General features: G+C 64.8%; 11 protein-coding genes and 1 pseudogene. 10 read left to right on the top strand and 2 right to left on the bottom strand.

Annotation, left to right across the window (positions count from 1 at the left end; genetic code table 11):
- Positions 1-14: 14 nt before the first annotated feature.
- Genes WDM86_07310 through WDM86_07295 form a run of 4 tightly spaced genes read left to right on the top strand, consistent with a single transcriptional unit; the run spans position 15 to position 13,069 of the window.
- On the top strand, positions 15-230 hold the full coding sequence (locus WDM86_07310; GenBank protein ID MEI9989832.1) for a hypothetical protein: 216 nt from the start codon (positions 15-17) through the stop codon (positions 228-230).
- Entirely contained in the window at positions 223-10,185 is a 9,963-nt protein-coding gene (locus tag WDM86_07305; GenBank protein ID MEI9989831.1) for a GLUG motif-containing protein, read from the top strand. Before WDM86_07310 ends, WDM86_07305 begins: the two co-directional genes overlap by 8 nt.
- Complete coding sequence (locus tag WDM86_07300; GenBank protein ID MEI9989830.1) at positions 10,148-11,941, top strand: POTRA domain-containing protein; 1,794 nt, start codon at positions 10,148-10,150, stop codon at positions 11,939-11,941. The genes WDM86_07305 and WDM86_07300 overlap by 38 nt, the downstream gene beginning before the upstream one ends.
- A gap of 18 nt (positions 11,942-11,959) precedes the next feature.
- A complete protein-coding gene (locus tag WDM86_07295) occupies positions 11,960-13,069 on the top strand; it encodes a hypothetical protein (GenBank protein MEI9989829.1) in 1,110 nt (369 codons plus the stop codon).
- Between the two features lie 106 nt (positions 13,070-13,175).
- Here WDM86_07295 and WDM86_07290 read toward each other — a convergent pair whose 3' ends face one another.
- A complete protein-coding gene (locus WDM86_07290; protein MEI9989828.1) occupies positions 13,176-14,003 on the bottom strand; it encodes a helix-turn-helix transcriptional regulator in 828 nt (275 codons plus the stop codon).
- 100 nt (positions 14,004-14,103) lie between these two features.
- Between WDM86_07290 and WDM86_07285 the strand changes: the two genes are divergently transcribed.
- The 6 genes and pseudogenes from WDM86_07285 (at position 14,104) to WDM86_07260 (ending at position 22,684) form a co-directional block, all read left to right on the top strand.
- Entirely contained in the window at positions 14,104-14,823 is a 720-nt protein-coding gene (locus WDM86_07285) for an SDR family oxidoreductase (GenBank protein MEI9989827.1), read from the top strand.
- Between the two features lie 28 nt (positions 14,824-14,851).
- Positions 14,852-15,742, top strand: coding sequence for an SDR family oxidoreductase (locus WDM86_07280; protein ID MEI9989826.1), 891 nt, complete (start codon positions 14,852-14,854; stop codon positions 15,740-15,742).
- 354 nt (positions 15,743-16,096) lie between these two features.
- Positions 16,097-16,921 (top strand): annotated as a pseudogene (locus tag WDM86_07275) (filamentous hemagglutinin N-terminal domain-containing protein).
- 1,054 nt (positions 16,922-17,975) lie between these two features.
- Positions 17,976-20,000: a hypothetical protein gene (locus tag WDM86_07270; protein MEI9989825.1), complete on the top strand. Its 2,025-nt coding sequence runs from the start codon at positions 17,976-17,978 to the stop codon at positions 19,998-20,000.
- Positions 19,997-22,123, top strand: coding sequence for a GLUG motif-containing protein (locus WDM86_07265; protein ID MEI9989824.1), 2,127 nt, complete (start codon positions 19,997-19,999; stop codon positions 22,121-22,123). Before WDM86_07270 ends, WDM86_07265 begins: the two co-directional genes overlap by 4 nt.
- Positions 22,124-22,405: 282 nt before the next feature.
- Positions 22,406-22,684 carry a hypothetical protein gene (locus WDM86_07260; GenBank protein ID MEI9989823.1) on the top strand — a complete coding sequence of 93 codons (279 nt, stop codon included), beginning with the start codon at positions 22,406-22,408 and terminating at the stop codon, positions 22,682-22,684.
- Between the two features lie 80 nt (positions 22,685-22,764).
- Here WDM86_07260 and WDM86_07255 read toward each other — a convergent pair whose 3' ends face one another.
- Complete coding sequence (locus WDM86_07255) at positions 22,765-23,589, bottom strand: arylamine N-acetyltransferase (protein ID MEI9989822.1); 825 nt, start codon at positions 23,587-23,589, stop codon at positions 22,765-22,767.

The following is a 23,589-nucleotide window of genomic DNA, read 5'->3' as shown; positions in this document are numbered from 1 at the left end:
TGGGGGAAGTACAAATGAACGATCTCATCCGCGTTGCTTTGGGTTTGGCCGGCGTGGCCGCCAATACGTTCGGCCTGTGGATCGGGGCTCATGCCGATGTGTTGCCGGTCGGCGGCGGCACGATTGCTTGTCGCGCTGATGGCGCGACAACCGGCAACACCCCGACGGGCGGCACCCGTATCCAGATGATTGATAACGACACCGTCACCGTCGGGGGCTGGGGTGAATAAGGTCTACAAGCTCATTTGGAACCGCGCCTTGGGCATGCTGATTCCGGTTCCGGAATCGGCCACCGCGCTGGGCCGTGGGCGCCTGCCGCGCCGGGTGCGGCGCAAGCTGGCGGCGCGGGCGCGGAAGGTGGCGGCGGGGGCCATTCCGCTTGGATTGATTCTGCTTCCGCTCCACGCGGCCGCTTTGCCGGTCGGCGGGCAGGTGGTCAGCGGGCAAGCAAGCCTGCAGCAGCCAAACGCCGACACGCTCAACGTCAACCAATCCAGCCAGAACGCCATCATCAACTGGCAGGGCTTTGGTGTCGGCGCCGGCCAGACAGTGAACTTCCGCCAGCCGGGCGCCAGCGCCGTGGTGCTGAACCGCGTGCTGGGCACCGATTCCAGCGCGATCTATGGCCATATCAACGCCAACGGCCAGGTGTTCCTGGTCAATCCGAACGGGGTCTATTTCGCCCCCGGCGCGCAGGTGAGCGTCGGCGGGCTGGTGGTGTCCACGCACAATATCTCCGACCAGGATTTTAATGCCGGAAACGACCATTTCACCGGCAGCAGCCCCAATGGAGTGGTGAACAAGGGCAGCATCACGGCGGCGCCCGGCGGCTACGTCGCGTTCATCGGCGCGACGGTCGATAATGAAGGGCGGATCAGCACGCCGGGCGGTACCACCGCGCTGGGCGCGGGCGGCACGGTCGATCTCAGTTTCGCCGGCAATAGCCTGGCGCATTTCCAGGTGAGCTCCGCGGCGCTGAGAGCGGCGGTGAAGAACGGCGGCGCGATCGTCGCGCCCAATGGCACGGTGATCCTTTCGGCGCAGGCCAGGGACGCCTTGCTGCAAACCGTCGTGAACAACAGCGGCGTCGTCCAGGCCCAGGGAGTTCGTCAGCAGGGCGGCGTCATCCAGCTGCTCGGCGGCGATTCCGGCAGCACGGTGAACAGCGGCACGCTGGATGCGAGCTCGGACAGCGGTGTCGGCGGAACGGTGCAGGTTTCCGGCCCGCATGTGGTGCTCCAACAGGGCACGCGGATCATCGCCACGGGCTCGGTCGGCGGCGGCACCATCGCGGTGGGCGGTGGCGTGCATGGCGCCGGTCCATTGCCGCAGGCGGTCACCACCACAGTGGACAAGGGCGCCGTGCTGGACGCCAGCGCCACAGTCAAAGGCGATGGCGGAAAGATCAGTGTCTGGTCGGCGGTTGGGAATCCGGATTCGGTCACCCGGGCCCAAGGCACCTTCCTGGCCCAGGGCGGACCGGGCGGCGGCGATGGCGGGTTCGTGGAAACCTCCGGTCATACGCTCGATGTGACGGGCGCGGCGGTGAACGCCTCCGCCCCGGCCGGGCGGGCGGGCTCATGGCTGCTGGATCCGTACAATGTGACGATCGCCAGCAACAACAACTCCGGCACGGCGTTTTCCAGCAATTACACGCCCACCACGGCCTCGGTGATTCTCAATAGCAGCATCGACACGGCGCTGAATGCGGGCACCGGCGTCACCATCACCACGGGCGCGGGCGGCAGCTCCAACGGCGATATCGCGGTCGATGCGCCGATCAGTTGGAACACATCGGCCACGCTGCAATTGAACGCGGCGGGGAATATCGCGGTGAACGCCGCGATCAGCGCCACCGGCTCGACGCCCACACTGCAATTTTTCTACGGGCAGAGCAGCGCGGCCGGCACCGGCGCCAGCTACAGCATCGCCGCGCCGGTCAACCTCTCCAGCAATGCCGGCTTCCAGACCAAGCTCGGCTCGTCCGGCGCCGCGGTGACCTACACGGTCATCGATACCATGACGCAGTTGCAGGCCATCAACAGCACGGGCCTGAGCGGCAATTACGTCCTCGGCAACAACCTCGTCGACAGCGTGACCACCGGCCCGGGCTTCACCCCGATCGCCAGCGGCAGTGCATTCACCGGTGTGTTCGACGGTCTGGGCCACACGCTGAGCGGCCTCTACATCAACACCCCGAGCAACAGCTATGTCGGGCTGTTCGATACTGTGGGCCACGGCGGCGTTGTCCGCAACATCGGCCTCGTCGGCGGCAGCGTCACGGGCGGCGACACTGTCGGCGGGCTAGCTGGGTGGAACAGCGGCACGATCAGCAATGCCTATGCCACCGGCCGGGTGACGGGCGTTTTCACCGCCGGCGGGCTGGTTGGCACCAACGCCGGCACGATCAACGATGTCTATGCCACTGGCAGCGTGACGGGCATCGGCCACGTCGGCGGGCTGGTTGGGCACAACACCAATGGCACGGTCAGCCATGCCTATGCCACCGGCAGCGTGTCGGGGCGCAGCGAGGTCGGCGGGCTGGTTGGCAGCAACACCGGCACGATCAACGATGTCTATGCCACTGGCAGCGTGACGGGCAGCGACAATGTCGGCGGGCTGGTTGGCAGCAACAATGACGGCACGATCAGCAATGTCTATGCCACCGGCAGCGTGTCGGGCAATGGCACCAATGTCGGCGGCCTGGTTGGCGACAACCTCCGCGGCACGATCAGCGATGCCTACGCCACCGGCAGCGTATCGGGCGGACGCTACGTCGGCGGGCTGATTGGCAGCAACCATCACGGCACGGTCAGCGATGCCTACGCCACCGGTGGCGTGTCGGGCAGCAGCGATGTCGGCGGGCTGGTTGGGTCTAACGACACCGGCACGATCAGCGATGCCTATGCCACTGGTAGCGTGTCGGGCAGCGGTTATATCGGCGGGCTGGTTGGTAACAATCCTCACGGCACGATCAGCGATGCCTATGCCACCGGCAGCGTGACGGGCAGCAGCAATGTCGGCGGGCTGGTTGGCAGCAACTCCAACGGCACGGTCACCGCTGGCTATTGGAACACCGCGACCTCGGGCATCGCCAGCATCGGCATCGGCGGCGGGAGCACAACCGGCGCTACTGGGCTGACGACGGCAGCGCTGGCGGCGGCATTGCCCACGGGCTTTGACGGCACGGTGTGGGCCAATGGCGATAACCAGACCACGCCCTATCTGCTGGCCAATGCAAGCTTCGGCACGGTCGGCGGCGAGGTCTATCTCGGCAGCGATGGCAGCGCGACGCCGGTGCAGTACGGCGTGGTGCAGACCATGACGCAATTGCAGGACATCAACAGCACCGGTCTCGCCCTCAACTACGTCCTCGGCAACAACCTCACCGACAGCGTGACCACCGGCCCGGGCTTCACCCCGATCGGCAACAGCAACACCGCGTTCACCGGCGTGTTCGACGGCCTGGGCCACACGCTGAGCGGCCTCTACATCGACACACCAAGCGACGATTATGTCGGGTTGTTCGGTTTTGTGGGCAGCGGCGGGATTATCCGCGACATCGGCCTCGTCGGCGGCACCGTCACGGGCCGCAACACTGTCGGCGGGCTGGTTGGGCTCAACGCCGGCACGATCCGCGATGCCTACGCCACCGGCAGCGTATCGGGCAGCTATTATGTCGGCGGGTTGGTTGGGTCTAACGACACCGGCACGATCAGCGAAGCCTTTGCCACCGGCAGTGTGACAGGCAGCGAGTATGTCGGCGGGCTGGTTGGATACAGCTCCAACGGCACGATCGGCGATGCCTATGCCACCGGCAGGGTGTCGGGCGCTGCCTTTGTCGGCGGGCTGGTTGGGAGCAACTATCGCGGCACGATCAGCGATGTTTATGCCACCGGCAGCATATCGGCTGGCATATTTTTCGGCGGGCTGGTTGGGGCCAACAACGGCACGGTCAGCGATGGCTATTGGGACATCACGACCTCGGGCCTCACCAGCAACGGCATCGGCGGCGGGAGCACAAACGGCGCCACCGGGCGGACAACGGCGGCGCTGGCGGCGGCGCTGCCCGCGGGCTTCGACGGCTCGGTGTGGGCCAATGGCGACAACCAGACCACGCCCTATCTTCTGGCCAATGCGAGCTTCAACACGATCGGCGGCGAGGTCTATCTCGGCAGCGATGGCAGCGCGACGCCGGTGCAGTACGGCGTGGTGCAGACCATGACGCAGTTGCAGGACATCAACAGCACCGGGCTCGCCCTCAACTACGTCCTCGGCAACAACCTCACCGACAGCGTGACCACCGGCCCGGGCTTCACGCCGATCGGCAACAGCAACGCATTCACCGGCGTGTTCGACGGCCTGGGCCACACGCTGAGCGGCCTCTACATCGACACACCAAGCGACGATTATGTCGGGTTGTTCGGTGTCGTGGGCAGCGGTGGTGTTGTCCGTGACATCGGCCTCGTCGGCGGCAGCGTGACCGGCTCCTTCGCCGTCGGCGAGCTCGTTGGGTACAACTCCAATGGCACGGTCAGCGATGCCTACGCCACCGGCAGCGTGTCGGGCAGTTCCGCTATCGGCGGGCTGGTTGGGATCAACGCCGGCGGCACGATCAGCGACGCCTATGCCACCGGCCGCGTGACGGGCAACGTCAATGTCGGCGGGCTGGTCGGGAGCAACTTCGGTACGATCAGCGATGCCTATACCACCGGCAGCGTGACGGGCTTCTATAACGTGGGCGGGTTGGTTGGGACCAATTTCGGCGGCATGGTCAGCGATGCGTACGCCACCGGCAGCGTGTCGGGCGACACCGATGTTGGCGGGCTGGTTGGGGCCAACGGCGGCGCGATCGGCGAAGCCTATGCCACCGGCGGCGTGACGGGCTCCCTCGAGATCGGCGGGCTGGTTGGCAACAACTTCGGCACGATCGCCGACGGCTATTGGGACATCACGACCTCGATCGGCACCGGTGTCGGCAGCGGGACGGCAACCGGCGCCATCGGGCTGACAACGGCGGCGCTGGCGGCGGCGCTGCCCACGGGCTTCGACGGCTCGGTGTGGGCCAATGGCGACAACCAGACGACGCCCTATCTTCTGGCCAATGCGAGCTTCAACACGATCGGCGGCGAGGTCTATCTCGGCAGCGACAGCAGCGCGACGCCGGTGCAATACGGCGTGGTGCAGACCCTGACGCAGTTGCAGGCCATCAACAGCACCGGTCTCTCTCACAACTACGTCCTCGGCAACAACCTCACCGACAGCGTGACCACCGGCCCGGGCTTCACCCCGATCGGAAACAGCAACGCATTCACCGGCGTGTTCGACGGTCTGGGCCACACGCTGGCCGGCCTCTACATCGACGCCCCGGGCAACAACAATGTCGGGTTGTTCGGTGTCGTCGGCGGCGGCGGCATCGTCCGCGACATCGGCCTCGTCGGCGGCAGCATAACGGGCGCCGACAATGTCGGCGCACTGGTTGGGGGCAACTTCGGCGGCACGGTCAGCAATGCCTATGCCACCGGCAGCGTGACGGGCAGCACCAATGTCGGCGGGCTGGTTGGGCGCAGCTATGGCGGCACGATCAGGGATGTCTATGCCACCGGCAACGTGACGGGCAGCGGCAATGTCGGCGGGCTGGTCGGGGACAATATTGGTGCCGGCGCGATCAGTAATGCCTATGCCACCGGCAGCGTGTCGGGCGGCAGCATTGTCGGCGGTCTGGTTGGGGTCAACTCCAATGGCGGCACGATCGGCGATGCCTATGCCACCGGCAGCGTGTCGGGCAACAATGGTGTCGGCGGGCTGGTTGGGTACAACCGCTTCGGTACGATCAGCGATGCCTACGCCACCGGCAGCGTGTCGGGCGGCAGCATTGTCGGCGGTCTGGTTGGATACAATACCAACGGCACGGTCACCGATGGCTATTGGGACATCACGACCTCGGGCATCGCCAGCAATGGCATCGGCGGCGGGGCCACAACCGGCGTCACCGGGCTGAGCACGGCGGCGCTGGCGGCGGCGCTGCCTGGCGGCTTTGACGGCTCGGTGTGGGCCAATGGCGACAACCGGACCACGCCCTATCTTCTGGCCAATGCGAGCTTCGGCACGGTCGGCGGCGAGGTCTATCTCGGCAGCGATGGCAGCGCGACACCTACGCAGTACGGCGTGGTGCAGACCATGACGCAATTGCAGGCCATCAACAGCACCGGTCTCGCCCTCAACTACGTCCTCGGCAACAACCTCGTCGACAGCGTGACCACCGGCCCGGGCTTCACCCCGATCGGCAACAACGGCAGCCGATTCACTGGCGTGTTCGACGGTCTGGGCCACACGCTGAGCGGCCTCTACATCAACCGACCCAGCAGCACCAATGTCGGGCTGTTCGGTGTCGTGGGCAGCGGAGGCATCATCCGCGACATCGGCCTCGTCGGCGGCAGCGTAACGGGCTACTTCAATGTCGGCGCGCTGGCCGGGAGCAATGCCGGCGGCACGATCAGCGATGCCTATGCCACCGGCAGCGTGTCGGGCTCCGACGCCGTTGGCGGGCTGGTTGGGGCCAACGTCAATGGCACGATCAGCGATGTCTATGCCACCGGCAGCGTGAGAGCCTCTATCGACAGTGCCGGCGGGCTGGTTGCGGTCAACGTCAACGGCACGATCAGCGATGCCTATGCCACCGGCAATGTCTCGAGCAGCGAAAATATCGGCGGGCTGGTTGGGACCAACTATTTCGGCACGATCAGCAATGTCTATGCCACCGGCAGCGTCTCGGGCACGAACAGTATCGGCGGCCTGCTTGGGAACAGCGACGGCGGTACGATCAACAATGCCTATGCCACCGGCAGCGTGTCGGGAGAGAGCAATGTCGGCGGGCTGGCTGGGTACAACATCAACGGCAGCACGATCAGCGACGCCTATGCCACCGGCAGCGTGTCGGGAGAGAGCAATGTCGGCGGGCTGGTCGGGTGGAACTCCAACGGCGCCACGGTTCGCAATGTCTATGCCATCGGCAGCGTGACGGGCAGCTTCCGTGTCGGCGGGCTGGTTGGGAGCAACTACCTCGGCACGGTCACCGATGGCTATTGGGACACCGCGACTTCGGGCAACACCGGCATCGGCGGCGGGACCACAACCGGCGCCATCGGGCTGAACGCCAGCCAGATGCAGCAACAAAGCAGTTTTGCCGGGTTTGATTTCAGCAGCCCCGTCTGGGTGATTTATGACGGCCACACGGCGCCGCTGCTGAATGTGTTTTTGACGCCGCTGACCATCGCAGCATCGAACCAGAGCGCGACGTATAATGGCGCGGGCTCCACGCTCGGCCTGCTGAACGAGACGGATACCAGAACCGGCAACGCGCCGGGCGGAACGCTGTTCGGCAATTCGGGCAGCATATTCGGCCAGCCCTATATCGCCGCGGTGAACGTCGGCACCTATGGGGCGGATTTGTGGTCCGACCAGCAAGGCTATCGGATCAGTGTCACGAATGCGCAACTCACCATCACGCCGAAGGCGCTGACCGCGAGCATCGTCGGCGATCCGACGAAGACCTATGACGGCACCAACGGGGCGACGCTGAGTGACGCGAACTACAGCATAAGCGGGTTTGTCACCGGCCAGGGGGCCAGCGTGTCGCAGACCTCCGGCAGCTATGCCTCGGCCAATGCCGGGACAAACGATATCGTGACGGCGTCGCTGACGGGCACGGACTTCACCGCCGCCAACGGCACGCTGTTGAGCAACTACGTTCTACCAACCACGGCCAGCGGTGCGGGAACGATTGCCCGGAAGGCTCTGAGCGCGAGCATCGTCGGCGACCCGACCAAGACCTATGACGGCACCGACGAGGCGACGCTGAGCGCCGCGAACTACAGCGTGAGCGGGTTTGTCACCGGCCAGGGGGCGAGCGTGTCGCAGACCTTCGGCAATTATGCCTCGGCCAATGCCGGGACCAACGATACCGTGACGGCATCTCTGACGGGCGCGAACTTCATCGCCGCCAACGGCACGCTGTTGAGCAATTACGTGTTGCCGGTCACGGTAAGCGGCGCGGGGACGATTGCCCGGAAGGCGTTGAGCGCGAGCATCATCGGGGATCCGACCAAGACCTATGACGGAACCGACGAGGCGACGCTCAGTGCCGCGAACTACAGCGTGAGCGGGTTTATCACCGGCCAGGGGGCGAGCGTGTCGCAGACCTCCGGCAGCTATGCCTCGGCCAATGCTGGGACCAACGACATCGTGACAGCGTTGCTGGCGGGCACGGACTTCACCGCCGCCAACGGCACGCTGTTGAGCAATTATATGCTGCCGACCACGGCGAGCGGCGCGGGGACGATTGCCCGGAAGGCGCTGAGCGCGAGCATCGTTGGCGATCCGACCAAGACCTATGACGGCACCAACGCGGCGACGCTGAGCGCCGCGAACTACAGCGTGAGCGGGTTTGTCACCGGCCAGGGAGCCAGCGTGTCGCAAACGTCGGGCAGCTATGCCTCGGCCAATGCCGGGACCAACGATATCGTGACGGCATCCCTGACGGGTGCGAACTTCATCGCCGTCAACGGCACGCTGTTGAGCAATTACGTGCTGCCGACCACGGCGAGCGGTGTGGGGACGATTGCCCGGAAGGCTCTGAGCGCGAGCATCGTCGGCGATCCGACCAAGACCTATAACGGCACCGACGAGGCGACGCTGAGCGCCGCGAACTACAGCGTGAGCGGGTTTGTCACCGGCCAGGGGGCCAGCGTGTCGCAGACCTTCGGCAATTATGCCTCGGCCAATGCCGGGACCAACGATATCGTGACGGTATCCCTGACCGGTGCGAACTTTATCGCCGTCAACGGCACGCTGTTGAGCAACTACGTGCTGCCGACCACGGTGAACGGGGCGGGGACCATCACGCCCAAGGCGCTGAGCGCCAGCATCGTCGGCGATCCGACCAAGATCTATGACGGCACCGACGAGGCGACGCTGAGCGCCGCGAACTACAGCGTGAGCGGGTTTGTCACCGGCCAGGGGGCCAGCGTGTCGCAAACCTCCGGCAGCTATGCCTCGGCTAATGCCGGGACCAACGATATCGTGACGGCATCCCTGACCGGCGCGAACTTCATCGCCGCCAACGGTACGCTGTTGAGCAATTACGTGCTGCCGGTCACGGCGAGCGGCGCGGGGACGATCACGCAGAAGGTGCTGAGCGCGAGCATCATCGGCGATCCGACCAAGACCTATGACGGCACCGACGAGGCGACGCTGAGTGCTGCGAACTACAGCATAAACGGGTTTGTCACTGGCCAGGGGGCGAGCGTGTCGCAGACCTTCGGCAATTATGCCTTGGCCAATGCCGGGACCAACGTTATCGTGACGGCATCGCTGACCGGCGCGGACTTCATCGCCGCCAACGGCACGCTGCTGAGCAATTACGTGCTGCCGGTCACGGCGAGCGGCGTGGGGACGATCACGCAGAAGGTGCTGAGCGCGAGCATCATCGGGGATCCGACCAAGACCTATGACGGCACCGACGCGGCGACGCTGAGCGCCGCGAACTACAGCGTGAGCGGGTTTGTCGCCGGCCAGGGGGCCAGCGAGACGAACCTGCCGGCAAGCGGCACCTATGCCTCGGCCAATGCCGGGACCAACGATATCGTGACGGTATCCCTGACCGGTGCGAACTTCATCGCCGCCAACGGCACGCTGCTGAGCAACTACGTGCTGCCGACCACGGCGAGCGGCGCGGGGGCGATTGCCCGGAAGGCGCTAAGCGCGAGCATTGTCGGCAACCCGACCAAGATCTATGACGGTACCACCGAGGCGACGCTGTCGGCGGCGAACTACAGCGTGAGCGGGTTTGTCACCGGCCAGGGAGCCAGCGTCTCGCAGACGTCCGGCAGCTATGCCTCGGCCAATGCCGGGACCAACGATATCGTGACGGCCTCTCTAACCGGCGCGGACTTCGTCGCCGCGGGCGGCACGCTGCTGGGCAATTACGTGCTGCCGGTCACGGCGATCGGCGCGGGGACGATCACGCCGAAGAGCGGCGCCCAATTCGTGTTCATCAGCAAAGGACAGATCGTACCGCCGAACAATTTTCTGCCGCCCTCCACATTCGAGCCGCCCGCGCCAGTTTCCATTGTGGATGGCGGCGTGAATGCGCCGGACGCTGAAGACGCCAACGCGCCGCCATAGCAATGCGCGGGATGTTACCGCACGCCGGGAAAGAAACAGGCCAATGGATTTTGTATCCCCGATAAAAACCCGCAGCCGGCTCAAATGGCGCGGCGCGCTGGCGGTCGCGTCGGGACTGGCCGTTCTGTGCGCCCGCGCGCCCCAGGCGCTGGCGGCCCCCCCCAGCGCGGGCTCGGTATTGCAGCAGACCACGCCACCGCCGGTCACGCTGGCGCCGCCCGGGCCGGTGCTGTCGCTGCCGCCCAACAGCGCCGCGCAGCCTCTCAGTTCGACGGTGATGCTCACGGTCAAACAGCTGGTGGTCGTCGGCAGTCATCTGCTGCCCGCGGCGCTGTTGGAAGACCTGTTGGCGCCGGCGCGGGGCCAGACGATGAGCCTCGCCGCGTTGCAGACCTATGCAGCGCTCATAACGCAGGCATATCACGCGCGCGGCTATCCGATTGCCTATGCGTATCTGCCGCCCCAGAGTATCAGCGACGGTGTGGTGCAGATCGCGGTGGTCGAGCCGAAATACGACCAGATCCAGGTCACCGGGCAGTCACGCCTGCGCGAGAGCGTGGTGCGGCACACGGTGCTGGCACAGCCCGGCGCGCCGATCACCTCCGCCACGCTCGACCGCAGCCTGTTGCTGCTCGGCCAGACGCCCGGCCTGGAGGTTAAAGGCAGCCTGATCCCCGGTGCGCAGCCGCAAACCAGCACGCTGGTAATCGAGCGCCACGATCTGCCGGTGTTCACGGCCGACCTCTCGGAAAGCAATTACGGTAACCGCTACACCGGCACCTATCTGACGAACGCGACCGTCACCGCGAGCGACCCGTTCGGATATGGCGGTTCGGTCGCGGCGAATGGCATCGTGTCGCAGACCGGCGGCCTCAAGGCCGGCGGTTTTACGCTGGTCTCGCCGAATATCTGGAACGGATTGCGCGCCGGGGCTTATGGGTCCGCGGTGTGGTACCGGTTGGGCGGCAAATTCTCGAGCCTGCAGCAGGTGGGACGCGAGATGCAGGTGGGCGGAGACCTCATCTATCCGCTGATCCTGCAACCGGGCGGGCAGCTCAATGTGCGGTTCGATACGATCGGCAATTGGCTGACGGAAGTCACGCACAGCACGCACGATCTATCCCGGCAGATGATCGTGACCGAGCAGCTGAGCGTGAATGGGGCGCTGCAGGATGACTGGGGCGGCATCACAACCGCAAATGCGTCGCTCTCACATGGGCAGCTGACGATTACGCCGGATACGGCAAAAGCCACCGACGCCGGCGGGCCGAAGGCCGCGGGCGATTATCTGATCGGTCAGCTCCGGCTGGGGCGCTCGCAAAACCTGCCCGCCGACTTTGTGCTTTCGGTCAACGCGAACGGCCAGATATCCGACAAGAATCTGGACAGCTCGCAGCAATTCTATATCGGCGGGCCTTATGGCGTGATGAGCTACCAGGTGGGGTCGGGCGGCGGCGACGAGGGCTATCTGTTCAATGCCAACCTGGCCCATGTGCTGCCGGTGCCGCATCTGCCCGGGCAGCTCAGCGCCGAGGTGCTGGCGCAAAATGGCGCGGTATGGACCAACCACAACGTCTATTCCGGCTTTACGGGCAAGAACCGCGTCAGCGAGAGCGGCGTCGGGTTCGGATTGGATTATACGTTGTGGCGGATCAGCGTGAACGCCGATTATGTGTTTCGGGTGGGCAAGAGCAGCGCGCCGGGCAGCGATAATGGCGGCAACCAATTCTGGTTCCAGATCAGTTCAGCGTTCTAAGCGCGGCAGGATTTTCCCTTGGACTTCAACATCAATCTGAAGTTTCAGCCATCGCAATGGTTTCTCGGCGTGCTGGCCGAGATCAATGAAAAATACGCCGACTGGACGGATGGCTCCTATGACTGGGCCGACCAGACGACCGATTTCTTGCACAACCCCATCCCGTTGCCGGCGTTTGACGAGACGCTGTTCCAAACGCCGCTCAGCCAGCGCGCGGTGAGCGACCTTCTGAATATGGCGGTTGCGATCATGGCTGGGAATTACCCGCTCGTGCGCCATTATCTCAAGCATATGCGCTTTGCCTTCGTGATCGGATATCCGCGCAGCGGCGGCAGCTATCTGACAAAGGAATTGTTGAAGACGCTCGACCTGAACCACACGCGCGTCTCCGAAGCGCTGGCGCATGACGGGTTCCCCGAGTTGCGCGAGATCTGGTACGACTGGAACGGCAACCGGCCCTACTATCATTTGCAGGAAGCGATTTTCCAGACCGCCGAATTTCTGGTGATCGCAAATCTGTATTACCAGATAAAAACAAAACCTCGGGCCAATGGCACGTGGCTGGCGCCCAAGAAGATGCACAAGATCGTCAACTGGGCGGGCAGTTTTAAAATGCTGCTGGGTCAATGCAATTCGGACTATCTGGTCACCATCCGCAATCCGCTGCCAACCGCGATTTCAATTTACGAGAAAAGCGGCGGTCTGCCGGCGGATCGCCTGTTTCCCGCAACACATCCACGCAGCGCCATCGAGCGCTGGATCATCACGGACCTGATGCTGCTCGGATTTTCCATGCAACAAATTGCCGGGATGGAATATTTCGATGCGGTGCAGGTGAGCTGGAGCAATTTCTACGCACGGATGGCGACATCCGGGTTGTTCCTGGGGAACCGTGACGAAATACGCATCATCCCCTACGGCAAGCCGCAGCTCGAGGGTGTGATAGCGCAGTTCCGGGAGCACTACGGCCTCGATGACGCAAAAAAAATCGCCCCGGAGGCGGTGCTGGTGCATGACAAATCAAGCGCGCACCCCAAATGGCAAACACGCGCTCATGCGGCGACAGATGCGATGACGGCGCTCTGGGCTTCACTCGGCTTGAAACTGCCAAAACTCTCGATGGATTGATCACAGGGCCACGCATATTCGCAATGGATGCAAACGATATCGACAACCGCGTCAAATGCGGTACTGCCGAACTTGCCCCATAGCGAATCCCCCCGCAGTGGGAAGGTCATGGCTGGGATTTGAGCAATGTTCTGATCTTGTCCACATCTTCGGGCGTTGCGGGATTGTAGATCACCATATTGAGATCGGGCCGGCCGTCGACGGCGAAGGCCGAAAATTCCATCGCGAGCGGCCCGGCGATGGGATGGTGCAGGACCTTTGTGCCGTCGCCGTGGGATTGCACATCGTTGGCGCGCCACATCGCGGCGAATTCGGGACTTGTCGCGCACAGCTCGTCGACGAGCGATTGCACGTTCCGCGCCGCGCCGGCGCGCGCCACATCGGCGCGGAAGGATGCCACCACAAACCGCGCGACGGCTTGCCAGTTGGACTGCGTCGCGCGAAGGCGCGGGTCCTGGAACATCATGCGCAGCACATTGCGTTGCCCTTCCGGCAGCATGCCGTAATCGGTCAACACGGCGGCCGCGGCTTTATTCCACGCGATCACGTCCCATGTCGCCGTCCGGATGAAAGCGGGACTGTATTCCAGCGTATCGAGCAGGCGTTGCAGGCGGGGCGTGATGCCGTCGGGCGCGTGATAGCGGACTTCGGGCGGGCGCCCCAGACCGAGCAGAAACAGATGCTCGCGCTCCGCATCCGTCAGCATCATGGCGCGCGAGATGCGGTCCAGCACATCGGCGGAGGGCGCGCCGCCGCGTCCCTGCTCCAGCCATGTGTACCAGGTTGCGCTGACATTGGCGCGCTGCGCCACTTCCTCGCGCCGAAGGCCGGGCGTCCGCCGCCGCGTCAGCGGAAGGCCGAACGACGCCGGGTCGAGCTTCGCGCGGCGGTCTTTCAGGTAGGTGCCAAGCAAATTGTCCTTTGCGGCGGACATGGTCATCCTGTTAGCGATCTTACCGGTATGATGTCACTACTTTACCAGCATAGCATATCGGCAGAAAAAGCCCGCGTGCAATTTTGAAAGGCGGTCTGCGATGACACTGAAAGACAAACGCGTGCTGGTGATCGGCGGCGGCTCCGGCATCGGGTTCGGCGTCGCGAAAGGCGCCGCGCTGGAAGGCGCAAAAGTCGTGATCGCCTCGCGCGATGCCAAGAAGATCGCCGAGGCCGCGAAATCCATCGGCGCTGCATCCGCCGTCATCGACGTACGGGAAGAGAAAAATATCGCGCAATTCTTCGAGGCGCAGGGCGCGTTCGATCACATCGCGTTCACCGCGGGCGATTGGGAGGGCCTTGTGCCCGGCGCGCTGGCCGATCTCGATCTGGCGAAGGCGGCGGAAAGAATGACCACGCGGTTCTGGGGCGCGGTCGCCGTGGCCAAGCATGGCGCGACCAGGCTGCCGCCCGGCGGTTCCTACACCATCACCAACGGCATGCTCGCGCACAGACCGATGAAGGGCATGCCCGTCGTGACGGCCGGTGCCTGCGCCGTGGAAGGACTGACGCTCGGCCTTGCCGTCGACCTGGCGCCGGTGCGCGTGAACTGCGTGTGCCCGGGGCTGATCGAAACCGAAATGTGGGACAAATTCCCTGCGGGCTATCGCGACATGCTGATGGCGGCGACGCAGAAACAATTGGTGAAGCGTCCGGGGCGAACCGATGAGGCGGGCGAGGCCTATCTCACCTGCATGCGCAACACCTTCTTGACCGGGCAGGTCATCCAGATCGAAGGCGGCATAGCGCTCGCCGGCTGATCGTTTCGTTCCAACAAGGAGAATTCACATGCGCGTATTCATCACCGGCGCGGCCGGATTCATCGGCGCCGCCACGACCAGGGAATTGATCGCCAACGGCCACCAGGTGCTGGGCCTCGCCCGCTCCGATGCCAATGCCGCGGCGCTGAAAGCGGCCGGCGCGGAAGTGCATCGCGGTTCGCTCGAAGATCTCGACAGCTTGCGCAAGGGCGCGAAGCAGACCGACGGCACGATCCATCTCGCCTTCATCCACGACTTCACGAAATTCGCGGAGAACGGGCAGATCGACAAACGCGCCATCGAGGCGATGGGCGACGTGCTGGAAGGCACGAACAAGCCTTTCATCGTCACGTCGGGAACCGGCCTGACCGCGCCGGGGAAGGTGGCCACCGAAGACATGCGGCCCGCGGCCAGCGCGTATCTTCCGCGCGTGTCGGAACAGATCGGTCTGGCCTATGCCTCGCGCGGCGTGCGCGCGATGGCGATACGCTTGCCGCAAGTGCATGGCGGCGAAGGCAAGGCCGGCTTGATTACGTATCTCCTCGACATCGCGCGTCAGATGGGCGCCGCTGCTTATGTCGGCGAGGGCAGCGAGCGTTGGCCGTCGGCGCACCGATTGGATGTCGCCCGTCTCTACAGGCTCGCGCTGGAGAAAGGCGCCGCGGACGGGGTCTATCATGCCGTTGCCGAAGAAGGCGTGGCCATGCGCCAAATCATCGAGGTGATCGGCCGTGCTCTGAACGTGCCTGTGAAATCGATAAAGCAGGAAGAAGCTGGCGCCTATTTCGGCCCGCTTGCGATGTTCGCCGGCCTCGACCTGCCGGCGTCCGGCGCGAAGACGCAGCAATGGCTGGGATGGAACCCGAAAGAGATCGGCCTCATCGCGGACATCGGCCAGCCGAACTATTTCGCGAGCTAAAAAGACCGCCAGGCTCATCATCAGCTTCCCCATCAGGGCCGCGGGTGCCCCCGCCTCCTCTATGGGGAAGCTCTCGCGCCAGCCCCTATAAAGATGGCATGTAAAGCCGTTGGAAACGCAAACGCCCATGCCCTTCCGACACCGACTCTCTTCCTACCAAGGAAGTCAGGAATTCGGCCGCACCATTGTAAAAAACATTTCATTGTGATGGGATAATCAAGCGAACGGTTGAGGTTCCACGTCCCGCGCCTGCTTTGGAGGCGTGCAAGGCGCACATCGGTATCGGGACCGAGTGGGCTAGTTATAACGGCAGAATGGGTTGCGCCTGCCGCAGGGGCGCATAGTGGGGTTGACGTGGGGCTCGTAAACGCCTGCCGCGTGTATGCGGCGGCTCTAGTGGCGGGCGCTTCGCGTGCCGCGCGCCCGTCTGCGTTGCTTGGCGCCAGCATATTGCTGGCGAGCACATCGGCGCTTGCCGGCGGCGCTCTTCCGACCAACGGCCAATTCACGGCGGGCAAAGGTACGATAGCGAACGCACCGGGTTCGGTGACGATCAATCAGTCTTCCACGCACGGCATCATCGACTGGCACAGCTTCTCGATCGGCAGCGGTAACCTTGTTCAGTTCAACAACGGGTCGGGCGCCACGCTCAATCGCGTGACCGGCGGCAATCTCTCGCAGATCGAGGGAAATCTGAGCGCTACGGGCTCGGTCTATTTGATCAATCCGCAAGGCATCGTCATCGGGCCGGGCAGCAAGATCGTGACGAACGGAAGCTTCGTCGCCTCCACCCGCGATGTCTCGAACGGTGCCTTCCTGCAGGGCGGACCGATGACCGCGAGCGGCACGTCGAATGGCGACGTAGTGAACGCGGGCGTCATCACCTCCAAGACCGGCAATGCCATCCTGGTCGGCCGTTCCGTATCCAATAGCGGGACGATTTCCGCGCCTTCGGGCAGGGCGACCCTGGCCGCCGGTAACGAGATCCTCCTGCAGCCGGTGGATGGCGACTCGCGCATCGCCGTCTCCGGCGGCAGCGGAGACGTCACCAATTCCGGCGCGGTGAAGGCGGCACAGGTCCAGCTCGACGCCGCCGGCGGGAATGTCTACGCCCTGGCCGGCAACAGCGGGGTCGTCAATGCCACCGGCGCCGGCACGATCAACGGCCATGTCTGGCTGACGGCCGGCGGCACGACCGCCGTCTCCGGCACCGTCTCCGCTACCAATGCCGATGGAACCGGCGGCAGCGTCACGGTCGATGGCGGCTCCGTCGCCTTGACCGGAGCCCATGTCACGGCGAACGGCAACAACGGCGGCGGCACAATTTCCGTCGGCGGGTGGTCGACCAATTCCGTGACCGCCGATGCCGATACCAGGCTGGAGGCTTCGGCGGCGCGGTCCGGCAATGGCGGCAGCGTCTCCGTCATCGCGCAGACCACCGCCTTTCACGGCAGCGTCTCGGCGCGCGGCGGATCGCAATCCGGCAATGGCGGCACGATCGAAACCTCGGGCCATGTGCTCGACGTCGGCGGCGCCAGGATCGACACCAGCGCGCTGCACGGCCTGACCGGCAATTGGACGCTCGATCCCTACGACGTCACCATCTCGAACGATCCGACCTCGGGCGGCTCGTTCGATGGCGGCAGCCCGACCAACAGCTACACACCCTCGGCCACGTCGAACGTCAGCGTCTCGGATCTCGAAGGCAGCCTGGCTTCCACCAATGTCACGGTCACCACTGGCGCCTCGGGCAGCGACGCCGGCGACATTACGGTCGTCGACCCGGTGACCTGGTCAAGTGCCCACACGCTGACCCTCGTGGCGGCCAACAATATTGACATCGATGCGGCGATCACCGCGACCCATGGCGGGCTGAGCCTGAACGCCGCCAATGCCATCGGCGCCACCGATGCGGTCAATGTCGGCAGCTTCGTGCTGCAATCCGGCGCCTGGAGCCAGAACACGGCCGCGTTGCCGGCCTTCACGGCGAGCAATTTCACCATCGGCGGCGGCACATTCCTGCGCGTCGCGGGCGGCGACGGATCGAGCGGCAATCCCTACCAGATCGCCGACATCTATGGCTTTCAGGGCATCAACTCGTCGACCGCTTTGCTGTCCGCCGACTACGCGCTCGTAAACAATATCGACGCCTCGGTGACCTCCGGCTGGAACGCGGGCGCCGGCCTCGTACCGCTGGGCACCGACGGCGCCGGAAACATCAGCAATGCGGGCCATGGCTTCGGCGGCATCTTCGACGGGCCTCGGACATACGGTCTCGAACCTGACGGTCGACATCGGCTCGAACTTAGCCGGCCTGTTCGGTTATTCGCACGGCACGATCCGCAATGTCGGCGTCGTCGGCGGCTCGGTCAGTGGCGGCGGTGGCGTCGGCGGTCTGGCGGGCGGCAACGGCGGGCACAATCACGAATGCCTATGCCACCGATACCGTCAACGGCGTCGGCACCGTCGGGGCCTGGTTGGGTCCAATAGCGGCACGATCAGCGATGCCTATGCCAGCGGTGCGGTCACAAGCATCAGTGCCTCCGTCGGCGGGTTGGTGGGGATCAACAGCGGCGCGATCAGTGAGGCCTATGCCACGGGCGCGGTCTATGGCGGTACCTTCAATATCGGCGGGTTGGCGGGGGGCAATAGCGGCACGATCACCGACGCCTACGCCACGGGCGCAGTCAGCAATAATGGCGGCCCCGAAATAGGCGGACTGGTAGGCAGCAACTTCAACTTGGTCTCCAATGGCTATTGGGACACCGAGACCAGCGGAACGACGGTTGGGCTCGGTGCGGACTTCAACGCTAACGCTCAGACCGTAACCGGCCTCACCACGGCGGAGTTGACCGCCGCGCTGCCGGGTGGCCTCTCATCTTCGATCTGGGGCAACGTCAACAACCGGACCACACCTTATCTTCTCGCGCTGACCGGCAACCCGCAGACGGTCTATATCGGCGACGGCAGCGAAGGCATCTTCCATCTCCTCTTCACAATGGGGCAGTTGCAGGACATCAATGCGTCCAGCACGACGCTGCAGGGAAATTATGCGCTGGCGAATGCGCTGGACGCCGCGACCGATCCGACGACTCCGGCCGACTGGACGCCGCTGGGCACGGACGGCGCGGGGCTCGCCATCAATGGGGGCCATGGGTTCGCCGGCATTTTCGACGGCTTCGGCAACACGATCTCGAACCTGACGGTCGATACCGGCTCAAACGGCTATGCCGGCCTGTTCGGCTATCTGAGCGGCACGATCCGCAATGTCGGTGTGGTCGGCGGATCGGTCAGCGGCGGCAGCGCTGTCGGCGGGCTGGTGGGGGACAGCGAGAGCGGCACGATCACCGATGCCTTCGCCGCCGACACCGTCGACGGCGGCTCCGGCGTCGGTGGGCTGGTGGGGGTCAACAATGCCGGTACGGTCAGCCAAGCCTATGCCAGCGGTGCGGTCACAAGCAGCAGCGATACCGTCGGCGGGCTGGTGGGAAATAATTCGGGCGCGATCAGCGAGGCCTATGCCACCGGTGCGGTCACGGGCAGCTCCGACTACGTTGGCGGGCTGGTGGGGATCAATAACGGCTCGATCAGCGACGCCTTCGCCACGGGCGTGGTCACAGACACCGGCGCTGGCATCTATGTGGGCGGACTGGGTGGGTTAAATTTCGCCACCACGGTCTCCAACGCCTATTGGGACACCGAGACCACCGGAAAGGGGGTCGGCTTTGGATACGACTTCAACCACCTGGCGGTGCACGGCCTGACGACAGCCGGGTTGTCGGGCGCGCTGCCGGCCGGTCTTTCCGCTTCGATCTGGGGCAATGCCAGCAACCAGACGACGCCCTATCTGCTCAACCTGCCGGGTCCGGTCTATGTCGGCAGCGACGCCAGCGATCTGTTCTGGGTCATCCAGAACGTCAACGCGCTTCAGGCGATCAATACCGATCTCTCGCGCAACTATGTGCTCGCGAACGACATCGACGCCTCCGCGACGGCCGGCTGGGATGCGGGGCGCGGGCTTCGTGCCGCTGGGCACCGATGGAGCTGGCACGGTCCTGAATTTCGGCAACGGCTTCACCGGCATCTTCGACGGCCTCGGCTTCACGGTCTCGGAGCTGACGGTCAACAGGCTGGCCGGCCCCGTGGGCCTGTTCGGGTTTTCGATCGGCACCCTCCGCAATGTCGGCATCGTCGACGGCTCCTTCGCCGGCGTCCCTCGGTGTCGGTGCGCTGGCCGGGGCGAGCGGCGGACCTGTGACGAACGCTTATTCCACCGGCACGGTCACCGGCTTCAGCGTCGTCGGCGGCCTGATCGGCAATTCGGTCGGCGACGTCACGAATTCCTATTCGTCGAGCCTCGTGACCGGCGAGATCGTTCCGGGCAGCGGCTCGACCGGCACGCCGGGGCCGATCGGCGGACTGATCGGCGAGGCGGACGCCGGCACGATCTCCTATTCCCACGCCACCGGCAATGTCGTCGCCGTCGACGGCGAAAACGTCGGCGGGTTGATCGGCAAGACCCATGTCGGGGTCACCGTCGACAACACGTTTGCCACGGGCGATGTCTATGCGCCGCAAAGCGGCTCTGGCGGCGACGGGATCGGCGGTTTGATCGGGGGAAGCTTCGACGCAGTCTCCAATTCCTTTGCCACCGGCAATGTCACCGGCGCCCAATTCGTCGGCGGATTGATCGGAGCCGCCGCGGGCAACAGCAACCTGACGCAGTCCTATGCCACCGGCTCGGTGACCGGCACCATTGCGGTCGGCGGCCTGGTCGGTGAAAACGTTCATGGCAGCGAGACCGATGTCTATGCGACGGGCAATGTCGTCGGCCGCGACGAGATCGGCGGCCTGACCGGCCTGAACATCGACCAAATCACGAATGCGTACGCCACCGGCTTTGTCGGGCTGGCGTCCGGCGCCCCGGCGCCGTTCGGAATGGGCGCATTGGTCGGGGTGAACGACGGCCAGATCGCGAACGCCTATTGGAACACCCAGACCAGCGGGCAAACCCGCGCCGTCGGTCACGACGGCGGCTCCGGCACGACTGCGTTCGGCGGAACGACGGCGCAGCTCCAAAGCGAGATTCTGCCGGGCTTCGACAATGCGGTGTGGGGATCGGGCACCGGTCTTTATTCGTATTTCCTCTGGCAATATCCCGCCGCGGGCGGCGCGCCGCAGGCTGTCGCCGGCATCGCCTATCAGGATGGCGGCCTGACGCCCCTGGCGCAGACGTTGGACAATTCCGCCACCGTTTCGCTGCTGATCGACGGGACCAGCCATGGCTCGGTCGCGACCGGCGCCAATGGCTACTACTACTTCCTCGAAGCACCGGGCACGATCTCGTCTGGCGGCTCGGCCATCCTTGCTTATACCACGCAGAATCCCGCGACCGGCGCTGCCGATGCTGCGAGCCTGATCTCCGCAAGCGATACGGTCGGCGGCCTCGACATCTGGGGCGGCACGTTCATCGCGCCGACGGCAGCGACGACCTATTCGGCCGTGATCGCCAGTGCGTTGCAGACGCAGGACGCCGCGCTGATCGCGCAGGCCGTGGGTTCGACGAACCCGGCGGCGGCAAACCTCGTCGCCGGCCTGACGAATTACGGCTATATCGCGAACGGCGACTTCACCGTCGACACGCCGCTGACGCTGTCGGACGGGCTCTATCTGCGCGCCGCCGACAATCTGACGGTGGCCGATGCGATCGATGTCACCGGCACCACGGCGCTGACCCTGAACGCCGGCAACACGCTCGCCATCAACGCGCCGATCACGGTTTCGGGCGCGGGCAAGCTCGAACTCGACGCGACCGAGGTTCCGGTGGGCTGCGGCTGCTTCTCCGTGCTGCAGCTCTCGTTCGGCAACGGCGCCGATGTCGATTACGGCCCGGCCGACAATGGCGGCCGCCTCGTCGTCAATGGCGACGCCTATACGCTGCTTTACAACAGCACCGACGTTCAGAACGTCAACGCCTCCGACGCGGCGCTTCAGGGCAATTATGCGCTGGCGACGTCGACGAGAAGGCCGAAGCCAACCGCAAATTCTACGACGAGTATTTCTCGGTCGCGGACCTGCCGGCGGAGTTCTATCTCGAGACCGTGCGCAAGGTGTTCCAGGAGTTCCACCTGCCCCTCGGCAAGTTCGAGCATCGCGGCACGCGCGTGGAACCCGGCGCGATCAGGAAGACGGCGCTGCTCACCGTGGAGGGTGAGCGCGACGACATCTGCTCCGTCGGCCAGACGCTGGCGGCGCACGACCTCACGCCGTCGATCAAGCCGTTCCGCAAGAAGCACTATGTGCAGGCCGGAGTCGGCCATTACGGCGTGTTCTCCGGCACGCGCTGGCAAACGCAGATCTATCCAATCGTGCGCAACATGATCCTCGCGAACAACTGACGTCGGCCTAGCGCCCACCGCATCCGGTCCCACAGGGATCGGCAAACGGTTCCGGGTTCCGCAGCCATTTGTCGTTAATCGTCTTCGAACGTTCCAAAAAAGAACGCCGGGAACCGTCCCACTTCGTATTGCCTTTTCGAAAATCATTCGCAAAGTGTCGCAACTCTCAGGCGCGTGGCAGGGGCTGCGCCATATGTGGGATCATCAACAAGGAGCGCATTCATGAAGTTTTACGCAACCGCGGTCGTCGCTGCCGTCCTGGCCTTTGCAAACGCCGGCTCTCGCGGAAGACCTGCAGATCAACGTCAAGAACAACACGAGCACGGAGCTGACGGAGCTGTATGTCTCTCACGTCGGGACGAATTCGTGGGAAGAGAACATCCTGAGCGGGAAGGTCGACCCGGGCGAGGACCTGTCGGTCGACATCACCGATGGCCGCTCGACCTGCTCGTACGACATCAAGGCCGTGTTCAGCGACGGCGGCACCGCCGAGTTCCGCAACCAGAATCTGTGCGAAACGACGGACTTCTCCGTTCACGACTGAACGCGTTACGCCGGCATGAGAGGGGCCTGGTGCGAAAGTCTCGCGCCGGGTCTTTTCTTTTGCGGCGGGCCGCATCGCGTTCATGGCGCGGCGGCCTCCTGCCCCAGGACCTGCTCGTGCCGCGCGACGATCTTGGGCCACAGCGTCGCGGTCTCCGGTACATCTAGCCTGAAATCCTCGCGCAGGGTGGCGACGAGATCGTCGGCGTTTTCGAGCACGCGGTCGGTGTAGCCCGCCGGCGTGATCGTGCGCAGGACGCGGCCGCGGAGCAGCCGTACCGTGCCGCCCGGCCTGTGCGCGAAGCAGAACAGGTTCAGCACGAAGTGCGAGTCCGGCGCGGTCTGAAGCTCGGCGCAGCGGGCGGCGAGGCGCGTCTCGTCGGCGGGATCGAGGTGGAAATCGAAACTCGGCGCGGCGCCGTTCGGGTGGCTGCGCATCCGCCACCACGCGCCGTCGGCGCGCGACAAGTTGAAGACATAGCCATTCGAGGCGAAGTCGCCCGGCACGACGCGGATCGGTTCGAGCGGCCCGTCGCCGAAGCCGACATCGGCGAGATATGTCCCCTCCTCCAGTTCGACCTTGAGCACCAGGTGATTGGCCTCCACCGCCGCGCCGGCGGCTTCGCGCATCACCGCGCCGGTGGCGCGCGTCGCGCGGAAGCCGAGTTCGCCGAGCGCCCAGCCGAGAATGCCGTTCATCTCGTAGCACCAGCCGCCGCGGCGGCGGTTCACGATCTTCTCGTAGATCGCCGGCCGCGCGATGGTGACGGGCCGGCCGAGCTGGACGTCGAGATTCTCGTACGGGACGGCCAGCATGTGGGCGCGATGGACCTCGGTCCGCCCCGCCAGCGTCGGCGGTGGGCGATGGTCGAGCCCGATGCGGGCGAGATAGGCGTCGATGTTCAT

Origin of the sequence: Rhizomicrobium sp., assembly GCA_037200045.1 — a bacterium.
GTDB lineage: Bacteria > Pseudomonadota > Alphaproteobacteria > Micropepsales > Micropepsaceae > Rhizomicrobium.
The sequence above is the reverse complement of the archived record's forward strand: the minus strand, read 5'-3'. Positions and strand labels throughout refer to the sequence as shown.